The organism is Endothiovibrio diazotrophicus (genome assembly GCF_054657215.1).
On sequence record NZ_BAAHXB010000005.1, the window covers coordinates 60296 to 74444 of the forward strand.

The following is a 14149-nucleotide window of genomic DNA, read 5'->3' on the forward strand; positions in this document are numbered from 1 at the left end:
GGGAGAGCAAACGATGACGACTGATGAGGGCGGGATCTCCCGCCGGAGTTTCCTGCGCGCGGCGCGGGACCTGGGAGGCGCGGTGGCGGCGGGCGCCGCCCTGGGGGGCATGGTGCCGGAGGTGGTCGCGGCGCAGGAGGCCAGCGGTTTCCGCCGCCAGTGGAACATGGACAGCGGGCGCAGCGCCGGCGATGCGGACGTGGATGTGGTGATCCTCGGCGCGGGGATCGCGGGGCTGGTGGCCGCCTACGAGCTGCAACAACGCGGTATCGACTGCATGGTCCTGGAGGCGCGGGCGCGGCCCGGGGGGCGCGTCGAGACGGTCCGCGGCGGTGATTTGGTGGAGGAGCTGGGCGGTAGCAACTACTGCCTGTTCGACAATGACGAGAGCTTTTTCTTCAATACCGGCGCGGCGCGGATTCCGCAGCACCATGTCGGCGTGCTGAGTTACTGCCACGAGTTCGGCCTGCCGCTGGAGGTATTGATCAACGAGAACCGCGGGGCCTACGTCCACGCGCCGTCGGCCTTCGGTGACGCGCCGGTGCGCAACCGCGCGGTCCACGCCTCGATCCGCGGGAACGTGGCGCAGCTGTTGGCGCAGGCCACCCTGGGCGGGGCGGTCGGCGGCGGCTTCACCGAGGAGCAGCGGGCGGCGCTGCTCTCGATGCTCTACCAGTATGGCGACCTGAACGACGCCTTCGAGTTCGCCGGTTCGACCCGTGGTGGTATCGAGGCGGGGAGCGGCCTGCTCTCGCCGAAGACGCCGGCCGAGGCGCTGCCCTTCGCGCAGTATCTGGCCACCGACCCGATGTTCCAGTATTTCTTCCAGATCGGTGAGTACTACGATCAGCAGACCACCATGGTCCACCCCCGGGGGGGAATGGATGCGATCCCCGCCGCCTTCGCCCGCCGCCTGGGACGGGCGATCCACTACCGCCACGTGGTGGAGGAGATCGGCAGGACCGAGAGCGGTGTCCGCGTCACCTTCGACTACCGCGGGGAGCGCGCGACGGTGACCGCCAACCACGCTATCGTCACCATTCCGTTGCCGGTGCTGCGCTCAGTTACCAACGACTTCTCCGCGGAGTACACCGCCGCCATCGGTGAGGCGGAGTACACCGCCGCCGGCAAGGTGGCGTTCCAGTCCGGCCGCTTCTGGGAGAGCGAGGAGCGGATCTACGGGGGGATCACCTGGACGGAACAGGAGATCACCCAGATGTGGTACCCCTCCTCGGGCTTCGGTGCGGCGGACGGGGTGCTCGTGGGCGCGTACCTGTTCGGTGGTGCGGCGGGGGAGATTTTTGCGGGGATGAGCGAGGCGGAGCGTCTGGAGGCGGCCCTCTCCCAGGGGGAGCGGATCCATCCCCAACTGCGCAGCCAGGTGCGCAATGGCGTCTCGCGCTCGTGGCTCAACACCCCGTACTCGCTCGGCGGGTGGTCGGAAACCGCGCCGTCGGATGTATGGAATCGGGCGGACGGGCCCTATATCTTTGCCGGCGACCATACCACCTACATGTCGGGGTGGCAGGAGGGGGCGATCGCCTCCGCGCAGCGGGCGCTGAGCCTGCTCGGGTTCGCTGCCGGCGAGTGAACGGGAAGGCGGCATCGGTCGCAGCTGTCGGGCGACCGATGCCGGGATTCATTGGAGGAGAGAGATGAAGCGATTCTATCTGGTGCTGTGCGTCGTCGGCCTGGTGGCGCCCTATTCGCAGTTCGTACCGTGGTTCATGGAGCACGGGGTGGCGCCGGTCGAGTTTGTCCGTCAGGCCCTGGTGACGCGGATCAGCCTGTTCGCGTGGATGGATGTGGTCGTCTCCGCCGCGGTGGTGTTCGGTTTCATCTTCGCCGAGGGGCGGCGGCTGGGGATGCGCGGCGTGTGGGGGCCGGTTCTGGGTACCTTCCTGGTGGGGGTCTCCTTCGGGCTGCCGCTGTTTCTGTTGGCGCGGGAGTCGCGCCTGGAAGCCGAGCGTGGGGGGGCCTCGTCGTAGGGGGGCGTATCGGTCGGCGGGAAACGGTCTCCCGGTCACCGCGCCCCGGCGCTCGGTGTACAATACCGCCCCCGCAATCCACCCCATGCCCAACGCCCATGCCCAAGACCGCCCGCGAGGTGGCCAAGCGCCGTACCTTCGCCATCATCTCCCACCCCGACGCCGGCAAGACCACGCTGACCGAGAAGTTGCTGCTGTTCGGGGGGGCGATCCAGCTCGCCGGTACCGTCAAGGGGCGCAAGGCGGCCCGCCACGCCACCTCCGACTGGATGGAGCTGGAGAAGCAGCGCGGCATCTCCATCACCTCCTCGGTGATGCAGTTCCCCTACAACGGCAAGATGGTCAACCTGCTCGACACCCCCGGCCACGAGGACTTCTCCGAGGACACCTATCGCACGCTCACCGCGGTGGACTCGGCGCTGATGGTGATCGACGTGGCCAAGGGCGTGGAGGAACGCACGGTCAAGCTGATGGAGGTGTGCCGGATGCGCGACACGCCGGTCTTCACCTTCATCAACAAGCTCGATCGCGAGGGGCGCGACCCGATCGAGCTGCTCGATGAGGTGGAGGAGGTGCTCGACATCCGCTGTGCCCCGGTCACCTGGCCGATCGGCATGGGCAAGGGGTTGAAGGGGGTGTTCCACATCTACAACGATCGCATCCACCTCTACAGCGCCACCCACGGCGGCAAGATCCAGCACGGCGAGGTGATCGAGGGGCTCGACAATCCGCGCCTCGACGAGGTGTTGGGCGGCAAGGCACAGGAGTTGCGCGAGGAGATCGAGCTGGTGCAGGGGGCGAGCCACCAGTTCGACCTGGAGGAGTATCTGGCCGGACGGCTGACCCCGGTCTATTTCGGCTCGGCGATCAATAACTTCGGCGTGCAGGAGCTGCTCGACGACTTCGTCGAGCAGGCCCCGCCGCCGCTGCACCGCGATACCACCAGCCGCGCGGTGGCCGCCGACGAGGAGAAGTTTTCCGGCTTCGTCTTCAAGATCCAGGCGAACATGGACCCGCAGCACCGCGACCGCATCGCCTTCCTGCGCATCTGCTCCGGCGGCTATCAGCAGGGGATGAAGATGCGCCATGTGCGCATCGGGCGCGAGGTGCGGGTGGCCGACGCGCTCACCTTCCGCGCCGACACCCGCGAGCTGATCGAGGAGGCGTGGGCCGGCGACATCATCGGCCTGCACAACCACGGCACCATCCGCATCGGTGACACCTTCACCGTCGGCGAGGATCTGCAGTTCACCGGCATCCCCAATTTCGCCCCGGAGCTGTTCCGCCGCGCGGTGCTCAAGGACCCGCTACGCATGAAGGCGTTGCACAAGGGCTTGGAACAGCTTTGCGAGGAGGGGGCTACCCAGTTGTTCCGTCCGCTCAGCTCCAACGACCTGATCATCGGCGCGGTGGGCGTGCTGCAGTTCGACGTGGCGGCCCACCGGCTGAAGGGGGAGTACAACGTCGACTGCCTGTTCGAGGCGGTGCAGGTGGCCACCGCCCGTTGGGTGAGCTGCGACGACCCCAAGGAACTCGCGCGCTTCAAAACCAAGGCACAGGAGCACCTGGCGTTGGATCATGCCGGCGAGCTGGTCTACATCGCGCCGACCCGGGTCAACCTCAACATGACCATGGAGCGCTGGCCGGAGATCCGGTTCGCCGCCACCCGTGAGCATGGGGTCGGGTAGCGGGTGGTCTTTCCCGGAAGCCCGTGTCCAACGCGGAGGACGCAGAGGCGCAGAGTCGCGGAGAAGAGAGCGTTCTTATGCTCTGCGCCTCCGCGTCTTTGCGTTCTCCGCGTTGATCATCCGCCGTTGAAAGTGTTTCAGCGGTAGAAGACCGCGAGCCAGACGGTATCGGCGTCGGGGTCGGTCCACTCCACCCGGTGGCGGGTGTGGGCGGGGAGGTCGATCCAGTCGCCCGGACCCATCTCGACCGTCTCGGTGATTCCGTCCCGTTCGATCCGCAGCCGCGCCGCGCCTTTCAGCACCGTCACCCACTCCCTCTCCTCCTGGTCGTACCAGAATCCGTCCGGCGAACGGTGGCCGCGGGAGACGATCCGCTCGACGCGGCAGCCGTCGCCGCCGGCCAGGGTCTCCATGAACTCTTCGGGCAGGGCGGTGGGGATGGATTGGAAAAGGTTTTGGATCATGGGGCGCGAAGGCTAAAGGTCAAAGGCAAAAGGCAAAAGGCATGGTGCCACCGAGCGTAGCGGGGGGCCTATAGGGCGGGCCGTGCCCGCCGCGGCGCAAAATCCCGGTTTGCGGGTGGGGTTGGCGGAGCGGTTGCAGCGGGCAGGGTTCCTCCACGAAGGAGTCTATGCGCCTAACGAGTAGCACGGACAACCTTTCGCCTTTGACCTTTTGCCTTTTGCCTCGTTACTCACCCGCCCACCCGTCGAATCGTTATATAAGCGGATAGTCGTATGCAACGGCAAGGATAAAAACATTTTGTGGTCTCGCCGTTGCCCCGGCGGGGCGATGGGCTCACTCTTTACAGGCACGAGCGTGCTGGGCTATACCGGTACGCGACGCCCGCGGCCGCTTCGCCCCTCTCCACGATTCCACGGCGATCCCCGCCGGCTGCCCCGAACAACGAAAGACAAGGAGCACCCATGTCCGAAGAACAGTACAAAGCCATCCCGCTCCACGGACTGCACCCGGGCGCCTCGTTCTGCCGCCCGTGGCAGGAGTTCCCCGACCGGGTCACCCTCGACTCCCCGGCCATCGACGCGATGACCGACCTGCGCAAGATGAGCGCGCAGACCATCCCGCCCAACGCCCCCATCGACCGCGCGTTGGACAAGATGATCCAGACCGGCGTGCGGCTGCTGCTGGTGGTGAGCGACGACCGCGGCGTGCTCGGCGTGATCACCGCCCGCGACATCCAGGGCGAGAAGCCGATGAAGGTGCAGCAGGACATGGGCGTGGCCCGCTCCGAGATCCTGGTGCGCGATGTGATGACCCCGCAGGGAAAGGTCGCGGTGCTGCGCATGGAGGAGGTGCGCGAGGCGACCATCGGCGATGTGGTGATGACCCTGAAGAAGGATTGCCGCCAGCACGCCCTGGTGATCGACGAGCACAAGGATACCGGGGTCGAGACCATCCGCGGCATCTACTCCGCCACCCAGATCAGCCGCCTGCTCGGTATCCAGGTGCGCTTCGACGACATCTCCAAGACCTTCGAGGCGCTGAAGGAGCTCCTCGGCTAATCGCATTTCTCAATCGCATTTCTCAACCGGGTGGTCGGGGGGGGCGGTGCGTTGTGCCCGCTGCTTCTGCCACGCCCTGGAGAAATGCGATCATTTGCTTCATGTGGGCCCCTTTCTGGACGACTGGAAGGGGCCTTTTTCCGTTGCTGCCTCCGTTATAGGGCGGGCCGCGCCCGCCGCGACGGTGGGAGAATCTCCCGCCCTTTCGGGGCTGCGCGTCCTGCCTGATGAAATGCCATGACCGATCCCGTCCTCTACCGCATCACCCCCATCGATCCCGCCGCCCACCTGTTCGAGGTGGAGTGCCATATCGCTGAGCCTGATCCCGCCGGGCAGGTGGTCTCGCTGCCCGCCTGGATCCCGGGCAGCTACATGATCCGCGACTTCGCCAGGAACCTCGTTACTTTTTCCGCCCAAAGCGGCGGAAAAAGAGTGGATGAAGAGAAAATCGATAAGCAGACGTGGCGAGTGGCACCGTGTGTTGGGCCGTTGGAACTGCGGTACACGGTGTATGCCTGGGATCTGTCGGTGCGCGCGGCGCATCTGGACGAGAGTCACGGCTATTTCAACGGCACCAGTGTGTTTCTTCGCGTCCACGGGCGGGACGAGAGTCCTTGCGCGGTGGAGATCCGGCCGCCCGTCGGTATCGACGGTTGGCGGGTGGCCACCACCCTGGCGGAGGATGGGGCCGAGCGGTGGGGGTTCGGTCGCTACCGCGCGGACGATTACGACGAGCTGGTGGACCATCCGGTGGAGATGGGCACCTTCGATGTGGGCTCGTTCGAGGCCGGCGGGGTGGTTCATGAGATGGTCTTCACCGGCCGCCACTACGCCGACATCGAGCGCATCTGCGCCGACCTCCAGCCGATCTGCGAAGGGCACATCGCGATGTTCGGTGAGCTGCCGCCGATGGAGCGCTACCTGTTCCAGGTAATGGTGGTGGGGGACGGCTACGGTGGTCTGGAACACCGCAGCTCCACCAGCCTGGTCTGCTCCCGCGACGACCTGCCGCAGCCGGGCGAGGAGGGGATCTCCGAGGGCTATCGCACCTTCCTCGGCCTCTGTTCCCACGAGTACTTCCACACCTGGAACGTCAAACGGATCAAACCGGCGGCGTTTCTCCCCTACGACCTCGCCCGCGAGGTCCACACCCGCCAGCTGTGGGCCTTCGAGGGGATCACCTCCTACTACGACGACTGGTCGCTGACCCGCTATGGATCGCTCCCCGCCGAGCAGTACCTGGAGCTGCTCGGCCAGACCATCACCCGCGTCACCCGCGGTCCCGGCCAGTTCCGCCAGACCCTGGAGGCGTCGAGCTTCGACGCCTGGACCAAGTTCTACAAACAGGACGAGAACGCCCCCAACGCCATCGTCAGCTACTACACCAAGGGGGCGATGGCGGCGCTCGCCCTCGATCTCACCCTGCGCCTGGAAGGCGACACCACCCTCGGCGCGGTGATGGTCGAGCTGTGGCGGCGCCACGGCAAGCCGGGGATCGGCGTGCCCGAAGGGGGCGTCGAGGCGGTCGCTGGCGAACTTTCCGGGCTCGACCTCGGTGCCTTTTTCGATCGCGCGTTGCGCTCCACCGAGGCGTTGCCGCTGGCCGAGTTGCTCGCCGAGTTCGGCGTGGCACTGCGGATGCGCGCCAACGAAGGGGAGGGGGACAAGGGGGGCAAGCCGGCCAAGCGGGAGCGCCCGGCTCCCCATCTCGGTGCGCGTACCGCGGCCGACCCCCTCGGCAGCAAGCTGACCATGGTCTTCGAAGGGGCGCCGGCCCACCGCGCCGGGCTCTCCTCCGGGGACGTGGTGATCGCCCTCGACGGTCTGCGTTGTGGCGGCGATTTGGAGAAACGGTTGGCGCGGATGCCGCTCGGCGGCGAGGTGGAGCTCCACGCCTTCCGTCGCGACGAGCTGCGTGTCGCCCGCCTGTCGCTGGAGCCGAGCCCGGCGGATACCGCCTGGCTGGAGCTGATCGAGGATCTCGACGAGGCAACCCGCGCCCTCCGCCAAGCGTGGTTGGGCGTTTGATCCTGGAATCCAGGAGCCTGTCGGCGCGACGCCCATTTTGAGGCTTCCCTCGAAAACCCGAGTGATTTAGAATGTTTCTAAGTTTCAATCTTCCATCAAACCAATCAACACAACCTGGAGTGAACCCATGAGCGTTCTGGTTACCAAAGAAGCCCCCGATTTCTGTGCCCCCGCGATCCTTGCCGACGGTACCATCAAGGATGACTTCAAGCTCTCCGACCTGAAGGGCAAGTACGTGGTGGTCTTCTTCTGGCCCCTGGATTACACCTTTGTCTGCCCCTCCGAGCTGCTCGCCTTCTCTCACCGCGCCGAGAAATTCGCCGAACGCGGCGTCGAGTTGGTCGGCGTCTCCATCGACTCCAAGTTCGTCCACCTCGCTTGGCGCAACACCCCGGTCAACGACGGCGGCATCGGCCCGGTCAAGTTCCCCATGGTCGCCGACGTCAAGCACGAGATCTGCCAAGCCTATGACGTGGAGCACCCGGACGGCGTCGCCCTGCGCGGCTCCTTCCTGATCGACAAGAACGGCGTGGTCCGTCACCAGGTGGTCAACGACCTGCCGCTCGGCCGCAACGTCGACGAGATGCTGCGCATGGTCGACGCCCTGCAGTTCACCGAGGAACACGGCGAGGTCTGCCCCGCCGGCTGGAACAAGGGTGACGACGGTATGAAGGCGAGCACCGAGGGTGTCGCCGAGTACCTTTCCAAGCACGCCGAAGAGCTCTAAGGGCCCTTCCCGGCGATTCGGGCGGCGGGGGTTCCCCCCGCGGCCCGCCGATTTTCCCTCCTCAATCCCCTCCTCCCTGGTAGACTATGCAGCCTTTGCAGCGCGACGAGCTGCTGGCGGCACTCCCCGATCCCCGCCTGTTGGCCGGGTTGGAACTCCTCGACGAGGTCGATTCCACCAACGCCCGACTGCTGGCGGCGGCCCGCGAAGGGGCCCCCGGCGGCAGCGTCTGCATCGCCGAACGGCAGCGGGCCGGTCGTGGCCGAAGCGGCCGTTGCTGGGTCTCGCCGCCCGGCGGCAACCTCTATCTCTCGCTGCTCTGGCGCTTCTCCGATTGCGCCGCGGTGGCCCGTGGGCTGAGCCTCGCCCTCGGCGTCGCGGTGTTGCGGGTGGTGCGTCAGGCCGGGGCGTCGGAGGTCGGGCTGAAATGGCCCAACGACCTCCACTGGCGGGGGCGCAAGCTGGCGGGATTGCTGGTCGAGGCGAGTGCCTCGCCGAAGGGGTGCGCGGTGGTGGCCGGGGTCGGTCTCAACCTGCGGATGCCGCGGCAGGCCGGGGAGGGGATCGAGCAGCCGTGGATCGACCTGGAGACGATCCTCGGCGGTGAGTTATCCCGCAGCCTCCTTGCCGGGCGCCTGATCGGCGCCCTGCTCGGGGCCTGCGAACAGTTTCAGGCGGCGGGGCTGGCGCCCTTCCGCGACGAGTGGCGGGGGGCCGATCTGCTCGCCGATCACGCGGTCATCGTGCGCACGGTCGATGGCCGTGAGGCGGCGGCGGTGGCGCGCGGCATCGACGGCGATGGCGCCCTGCTGGTGGAGATCGACGGCGCGCTGCGCCCGCTGCACGCGGGTGAGGTGAGCATCCGGCGGGCATAAGGGACGCGGAAAGAATAAACGGATTCTCCCCGTGTCCCTGAGTCCGACCGACGAACAGCGTTTTTTTCAACGATTACGCGTCCACCGCGGCGGAGCGAAACGGCTCCGGGTGACGGTGGGCGGGCGGGGTGGACGATGATTCTGGTAGTGGACGCCGGCAACAGCGGCGTCAAATGGGGCCTGATCCGCGGCTCCAACAAGATCCAGCGGGGGCAGACCGTGCCCCGCAGCGAGGGGCGCTTCGCCGAGACCGTGGGCGCCGTCTGGTCGGTGATCGACCCCCCCGATCGGGTGGTGGTGGCCAACGTCACCGGCCCCGCCTTCGTTGAGGGGTTGAGCGGGTGGGTGAAGAGCCTGTGGGGGCTGGAGGCCGAATTCGTCGAATCGGCCGCCGCCGCCTGCGGCGTCACCAACGGCTACCGCGAGCCCGAGCGGCTCGGCGTCGACCGTTGGGTGGCACTGATCGGTGCCCACGAGCGGGTCAAGGGCCCCTGCTGCGTGGTCGACTGCGGCACCGCCATCACCATCGACGCCATCGACGGCGACGGCAACCACCTGGGCGGCCTGATCATTCCCGGCATCGAGTTGATGCGTCGCGCGCTGTTCGAGGGCACCGCCGGGGTGGACGAGTGTGAAGGGGGGCAGGCCTCGCTGCTCGCCGCCGACACCGCGGGCGCGGTCAATGGCGGGACCCTGTATACTGCGGTGGCGGTCATCGACCGGGTGACCGCCGACGTGGCCGCCGAGCTGGGCGGCCGGATCGGTCGGGTGATCACCGGCGGCGGCGCCCGCCAGCTGCTGCCGCTGCTCGCCGGGGAGTACCTCCACGAACCCGACTTGGTGTTGCAGGGGCTTTCGGTCATTGCTCAGGGGCCGAGTCGAACGGAGTGAGAACCGCCGTATGATGAAGTGGGTATTCCTGGCGCTGCTCGCGATCAACGCGAGCTACCTGGCCTGGGGCCTGCTGTTTGGTGCCCCGCCTACCCACGCCACCGCACCGTTGCCGGCCACCGAACCGGGCGTCCCGCCGCTGACCCTGCTCAGCGAGCGCCCCCCGGAGCCGCCGGCCATGCCGCCCCACTCGATCGCCCCGCCGTCCGCCGCCACGCCGGCGACCCCGCCCGCCCAGCCCTCTGCCCAGCCGTCCGCCGCCCGGCCGGCGCCTGCGCAGCCGATGGCGGAGAGTCGCCCCGCGCCGCTGGTCTCGGTCGCCCCGGCCCCGCTGGCCGAAGTGGTGCCGACCCCGCTTGCCGCGCGCTCCGCCGGTTCCGGTGCCGCCGCTCCGCCGATCGCCACCCCCAGCGGCCTGCCGCAACCGGTCCGCATCGCCCCGAGCTACGCCTCCAGCGTCTGTTACAGCTTCGGCCCCTTCCCTAAGTCGTTCCTCGCCAGCAAGGCGACGGTGCGGCTGGAAGAGATGGGGGCGAAGGTGGAGCGGCGCAGCGTGCGCGACCGCCAGCAGGTGGGCTACTGGATCTATCTGCCGCCGTTGGAGAGCAAGCAGGCGGCGGTGCGCAAGACCCAGGAGCTGGCGGCGAAGAAGATCGAGGACTTCTTCATCGTGCTCGCCAGCCGTTACGAGAACGCCATCTCGCTCGGTGTCTACAAGAACCGGCATGGCGCCGAGAAGCGGCTGGAGGAGCTGCGCCAGAGCGGCTTCGAGCCGGTGATGGAACCGCGCTACCAGCCGATCAACGTCTACTGGCTCGACGTCAGCGGCGTGCTCAACGAACGTCAGTGGAGCGCGGTGCGCGAGGAGTACCCGGCACAGCGCCGTGAGACCATCGCCTGTCCCGCCGGCTGAGTGCGTTGCGCGTTGCCTGGGGCGGGTGCCTCCCCTACAATTCCCCTCTTGCCAATTTGGCCGGCGTAGCTCAGCTGGTAGAGCGGCTGATTTGTAATCAGTAGGTCGCGGGTTCGATCCCTGTCGCCGGCTCCATGAGATCAAGGGGTTACCGTTCGGTAGCCCCTTTCCCATTGCGGATTGCGAAAAAAAGTCGTGAATGCCCTTTGGCCGTTCCAGACCGCGCAGGTGCCCACTCACCCCGTTCCAGGCAAATCCAAGGATCAACACATGTCCCACGATTACGCGAAGAACAGCCCCGAGGCCATGGCCGCCATCGTTTCCATGGCGATGATCGTCGATGCGGAGATCGATGACCGTGAAATCGAGGTCCTCGACCGCTACAGCGTGTATGCGCTGCTGGATATCGCGCCCTCCACCTTCGCCGAGGTCTTCGAAGGCTATCTCGAGGATCTGGCCGGTGAAGGCCCCGCGGAGGAGCCGGTCACCACGGTGGACCGCGAGCGGATCGACCACCTCCTTGCCGCGGTGGACGATCCGGAAAAACGCATCCTGCTCTGTTCGATCCTCTTCAAGATCATCGTCGCCGACAATCAGGTGCACGAGACCGAGGCGGTGCTCTTCAACCATATCCTCGAGCACTGGAACCTGCGTTTCGAAGACCTCGAGTCCGACGTGGCCACGATGGATTGAATCGGTGGCTCCGGGCGCTAGGCGCTCGATCGCCTCGCCGCACGGCAGGCGGTGAAGCGTAGCCCGGAGGCCCGACGCCTTCCCCTATTCGGGTGGGACGACCGACTGGCACCAGCGGCGCCACATCTCCCGTAGCGCCGTCTCGAAATGGTCGGCGAAACGGCGGGCGTCGAACAGTGGGGAGGCGGCCACCTGCGCGCGGAGTCCGGCACGCAAGGCCGCCAATCCCTCCAGGTCTTCGGCGAAGGCCACCGCCTTGTCGACATAGGCCTCTTCACTCTCCGCTACCCATTCCGCCAGCCCGGCGCAGCTCAGCTGGCTGGCGCCGTTGCGCGAGGTCTCGCTCTCCCCCGCCCAGGTCAGCGTCGGCACCCCCATCCACAGCGCTTCGCAGGTGGTCGTCCCGCCGGGATAGGGGAAGGTGTCGAGGATCAGGTCCACCTCGGCGTGCGCCTGCAGATAGGCCTCCCGATCCGTCGGTGGCTGCAACGCCACCCGTGCAGGGTCGATCCCGTGGCGGCCCAGTCGTTCTGTCAGTCGTTCACGTGTCGCTGAGCTGGCCAACTGTTTCGCCTGGAGACGGAGCCTCGCGTTCGGCACGCGGCGAAGGATCCGGCTCCACACCGCCAGTACCTCGTCCGTCACCTTGCCGATATTCTGGAAACAGCCGAAGGTGATGAAGCCGCTGTCCAACGCCGGCAGCCGCCCGACCGGCTGCCGGGTCTGTGGCGGGGTAAAGCAGACCCGGGTCTCGGGCAGCCGCCACACCGTCTCGCTGTACCACCGCTCGTGGCCGGGCGGCACCCGCACCGGATCGGTCAGGTAGTAGTCGATTTCGGCCACCCCGGTGGTGGCGGTGTAGCCAAGCCAGCTGAGCTGCACCGGTGCGGGTTTCCAGGCGAACATCGGCAGGCGATTGCCCGCGGTGTGGCCGGAGAGGTCGATCAGGATGTCGATGGCGTCGTCGTGGATACGCCGGGCCAGGGCCTCGTCGGAGAGCAGCCGGACGTCCTCCCAGCGGGCGAAGGCGGGGCGCAGCCGTGCCGCAAGCATGTCGTTGCAGGCCTGGGTCAGGTAGGCGTTCAGGGAGAGTCGTTTCGAACTCAGTTCGGCGAGCACCGTCTCGACGAAATAACCGACCGGATGGTTGCGCAGATCGCCGCTGACCAAGCCCACTTGCAGCGGTCGCTCGGGGTCGGGTGGGCAGCGCCAGGTGGTATGGGGGGCCGCGCGTGAGGCCACGGCGGTGCCGTAGCGGAGCGCCTCGGCAAGGCGGGCCTCGGGGGTCGAACGGTTGCTTCCGTCGAGCAGGAACAGCAGATTGCTGTGGGTTCCGGCGTTGTCGGGCTGGATCGCCAGTGCTTGACGGTAGGCGCTCTCCGCCGCGTCCAGGCGACCCAGTTCGCGCAGCGTATTGCCCAAATTGCTGTAGGCATCGACATAGTCGGGCTTGATCGCCAGCGCCTGACGGTAGCTCTCTTCCGCCTCCTCCAGGCGGCCCGTCTTCCAGAGTACGATGCTCAGGTTGTTGTAGGCCTCTGCGAAGTCGGGCTTGATCTTCACCGCCTGTCGACAGGTGGCCTCCGCCTCATCCATGCGCTCCAGTTCCAGGAGTGTGCTGCCCAGGTTGTTGTATGCCTCGGCGTAGTCCGGCCGGACCGCCAGCGCCTGCCGGTACGCCGCCTTCGCGTCATTCGGGCGTCCGAGATCGCCGAGCGTGATACCCAGATTGTGGAGGGTTTCGGCATCGCCGGGCCGGATCGCCAGCGCCTGTCGATAGGCGTGCTCGGCCTCCTCCAGGCGACGCAGTGTCCACAGCGTATGGCCCAGGCGAGCGCAGGTATCGGCATCGTCGGGCTTGAGCGCCAGCGCCTGCCGGTAGGCGTCCACCGCCTCCTCCGGGCGGTCCAGTTTGCGCAGCGTATTGCCCAGGTCGTAGTGGATCTCGGCGTCGTCCGGCTGGATCGCCAGGGCCTGCCGGTAGGCGACCGCCGCCTCGTCGAAACGGGCGAGTTCCCGGAGCAGATTGCCCAGGTTGTAGCAGGCGTCCGCATAGTCGGGTCGGATGGCCAACGCCCGCCGATAGGCCGCCTCCGCTTCATCCATCCGGCCCCGCTCGCGGAGCGTCCGGCCCAGGTTGCCATGGGCCTCCGCGAAGTCCGGCCGGATGGCGAGGGCGCGGCGATAGGCGGCCTCCGCCTCCTCCAGGCGACCGAGCGACTGCAACGCGATGCCGAGGTTGGAATGGGCGTCGGGTGTCGTCGGGTCGAGCCTCACCGCCTGTCGGGCGGCCTGGAGGGCCTCCTCGAATTCTCCCCGGCTTTGCCGGCAGGCGAACCGTATGGTCCAGCCGATGGGCGCATCCGGCCAACGGCCGGCGAAACGCTCGGCGGCATCGAGCGCCTGCGGGGGCGGGGCCGTTTGAAACACGGCGATCAATGCACGCTCGGCAAGAGCCCTTGTCGCCGCGACATCGTCCCCACCCTCCGGTAACGCCCGTTCCGCGGTTTGCAGCGCCTCGTCCGGCCGGCCGGCGGCCAGCAACCCCTCACCGTAATCCAGCCGGAACCGGACGTGGTGGGGGGCCGCCTCGGCGGCGGCCTTCAGATAGGGCAGGCCCGCCGCGGGGTTGCCGATTTGCAGTGCGAGCGCTCCCAGATTGTGGTTGGCGTCCGCATGGTCAGGCTGGTGCGCGAGGATCGCCAGGTAGAGCTGTTCGGCTTCCTGATAGCGCCCCTGCTGATGATGGTCCAACGCTTCCGACAGCGCCTCGACGATGGTCAACTCGCGTTGTGTCTGATTGGAGCTCATCGCAAACCTCGT

12 protein-coding genes and 1 tRNA gene are annotated in these 14149 nt (G+C 67.3%); 11 read left to right on the top strand and 2 right to left on the bottom strand.

Annotated elements, in window-relative coordinates; all coding sequences use genetic code 11:
* Positions 1 to 13: 13 nt before the first annotated feature.
* From ACYQ2W_RS02655 to ACYQ2W_RS02665, 3 genes are all read left to right on the top strand, one after another.
* Entirely contained in the window at positions 14 to 1591 is a 1578-nt protein-coding gene (locus tag ACYQ2W_RS02655) for a flavin monoamine oxidase family protein (RefSeq protein WP_459863041.1), read from the top strand.
* A 64-nt stretch (positions 1592 to 1655) separates the two neighbouring features.
* Positions 1656 to 1988, top strand: a complete 333-nt coding sequence (locus ACYQ2W_RS02660; protein WP_459863042.1) for a DUF2834 domain-containing protein — start codon at positions 1656 to 1658, stop codon at positions 1986 to 1988.
* A gap of 98 nt (positions 1989 to 2086) precedes the next feature.
* A complete protein-coding gene (locus tag ACYQ2W_RS02665) occupies positions 2087 to 3676 on the top strand; it encodes a peptide chain release factor 3 (protein ID WP_459863043.1) in 1590 nt (529 codons plus the stop codon).
* A 137-nt stretch (positions 3677 to 3813) separates the two neighbouring features.
* Here the strand turns inward: ACYQ2W_RS02665 and ACYQ2W_RS02670 are convergent, their stop codons facing one another.
* A complete protein-coding gene (locus tag ACYQ2W_RS02670) occupies positions 3814 to 4140 on the bottom strand; it encodes a cupin domain-containing protein (protein WP_459863044.1) in 327 nt (108 codons plus the stop codon).
* A gap of 462 nt (positions 4141 to 4602) precedes the next feature.
* Between ACYQ2W_RS02670 and ACYQ2W_RS02675 the strand changes: the two genes are divergently transcribed.
* The 8 genes from ACYQ2W_RS02675 (at position 4603) to ACYQ2W_RS02710 (ending at position 11326) form a co-directional block, all read left to right on the top strand.
* Positions 4603 to 5199: a CBS domain-containing protein gene (locus ACYQ2W_RS02675; RefSeq protein ID WP_459863045.1), complete on the top strand. Its 597-nt coding sequence runs from the start codon at positions 4603 to 4605 to the stop codon at positions 5197 to 5199.
* A gap of 237 nt (positions 5200 to 5436) precedes the next feature.
* Positions 5437 to 7227 (top strand): M61 family metallopeptidase, encoded by a 1791-nt coding sequence (locus tag ACYQ2W_RS02680; RefSeq protein WP_459863046.1) that lies wholly within the window; start codon positions 5437 to 5439, stop codon positions 7225 to 7227.
* Positions 7228 to 7354: 127 nt separating this feature from the next.
* Positions 7355 to 7954, top strand: a complete 600-nt coding sequence (locus ACYQ2W_RS02685) for a peroxiredoxin (protein ID WP_459863047.1) — start codon at positions 7355 to 7357, stop codon at positions 7952 to 7954.
* An 86-nt stretch (positions 7955 to 8040) separates the two neighbouring features.
* Positions 8041 to 8829, top strand: a complete 789-nt coding sequence (locus tag ACYQ2W_RS02690; protein ID WP_459863048.1) for a biotin--[acetyl-CoA-carboxylase] ligase — start codon at positions 8041 to 8043, stop codon at positions 8827 to 8829.
* 135 nt (positions 8830 to 8964) lie between these two features.
* On the top strand, positions 8965 to 9720 hold the full coding sequence (locus ACYQ2W_RS02695) for a type III pantothenate kinase (RefSeq protein WP_459863049.1): 756 nt from the start codon (positions 8965 to 8967) through the stop codon (positions 9718 to 9720).
* 10 nt (positions 9721 to 9730) lie between these two features.
* Complete coding sequence (locus ACYQ2W_RS02700) at positions 9731 to 10633, top strand: hypothetical protein (RefSeq protein ID WP_459863050.1); 903 nt, start codon at positions 9731 to 9733, stop codon at positions 10631 to 10633.
* Between the two features lie 59 nt (positions 10634 to 10692).
* Positions 10693 to 10768, top strand: a tRNA-Thr gene (locus ACYQ2W_RS02705).
* A gap of 135 nt (positions 10769 to 10903) precedes the next feature.
* Positions 10904 to 11326, top strand: coding sequence for a TerB family tellurite resistance protein (locus ACYQ2W_RS02710; protein ID WP_459863051.1), 423 nt, complete (start codon positions 10904 to 10906; stop codon positions 11324 to 11326).
* A gap of 84 nt (positions 11327 to 11410) precedes the next feature.
* Here the strand turns inward: ACYQ2W_RS02710 and ACYQ2W_RS02715 are convergent, their stop codons facing one another.
* Positions 11411 to 14137: a tetratricopeptide repeat protein gene (locus ACYQ2W_RS02715; protein ID WP_459863052.1), complete on the bottom strand. Its 2727-nt coding sequence runs from the start codon at positions 14135 to 14137 to the stop codon at positions 11411 to 11413.
* Between the last annotated feature and the right edge of the window lie 12 nt (positions 14138 to 14149).

What these genes read in the sequence shown, in the direction of transcription:
- ACYQ2W_RS02655 (WP_459863041.1), top strand. Translation starts at nt 14, where the DNA reads ATGACGACTGATGAGGGCGGGATCTCCCGCCGGAGTTTCCTGCGCGCG.
- ACYQ2W_RS02660 (WP_459863042.1), top strand. Translation starts at nt 1,656, where the DNA reads ATGAAGCGATTCTATCTGGTGCTGTGCGTCGTCGGCCTGGTGGCGCCC.
- ACYQ2W_RS02665 (WP_459863043.1), top strand. Translation starts at nt 2,087, where the DNA reads ATGCCCAAGACCGCCCGCGAGGTGGCCAAGCGCCGTACCTTCGCCATC.
- ACYQ2W_RS02670 (WP_459863044.1), bottom strand. Translation starts at nt 4,140, where the DNA reads ATGATCCAAAACCTTTTCCAATCCATCCCCACCGCCCTGCCCGAAGAG.
- ACYQ2W_RS02675 (WP_459863045.1), top strand. Translation starts at nt 4,603, where the DNA reads ATGTCCGAAGAACAGTACAAAGCCATCCCGCTCCACGGACTGCACCCG.
- ACYQ2W_RS02680 (WP_459863046.1), top strand. Translation starts at nt 5,437, where the DNA reads ATGACCGATCCCGTCCTCTACCGCATCACCCCCATCGATCCCGCCGCC.
- ACYQ2W_RS02685 (WP_459863047.1), top strand. Translation starts at nt 7,355, where the DNA reads ATGAGCGTTCTGGTTACCAAAGAAGCCCCCGATTTCTGTGCCCCCGCG.
- ACYQ2W_RS02690 (WP_459863048.1), top strand. Translation starts at nt 8,041, where the DNA reads ATGCAGCCTTTGCAGCGCGACGAGCTGCTGGCGGCACTCCCCGATCCC.
- ACYQ2W_RS02695 (WP_459863049.1), top strand. Translation starts at nt 8,965, where the DNA reads ATGATTCTGGTAGTGGACGCCGGCAACAGCGGCGTCAAATGGGGCCTG.
- ACYQ2W_RS02700 (WP_459863050.1), top strand. Translation starts at nt 9,731, where the DNA reads ATGATGAAGTGGGTATTCCTGGCGCTGCTCGCGATCAACGCGAGCTAC.
- ACYQ2W_RS02710 (WP_459863051.1), top strand. Translation starts at nt 10,904, where the DNA reads ATGTCCCACGATTACGCGAAGAACAGCCCCGAGGCCATGGCCGCCATC.
- ACYQ2W_RS02715 (WP_459863052.1), bottom strand. Translation starts at nt 14,137, where the DNA reads ATGAGCTCCAATCAGACACAACGCGAGTTGACCATCGTCGAGGCGCTG.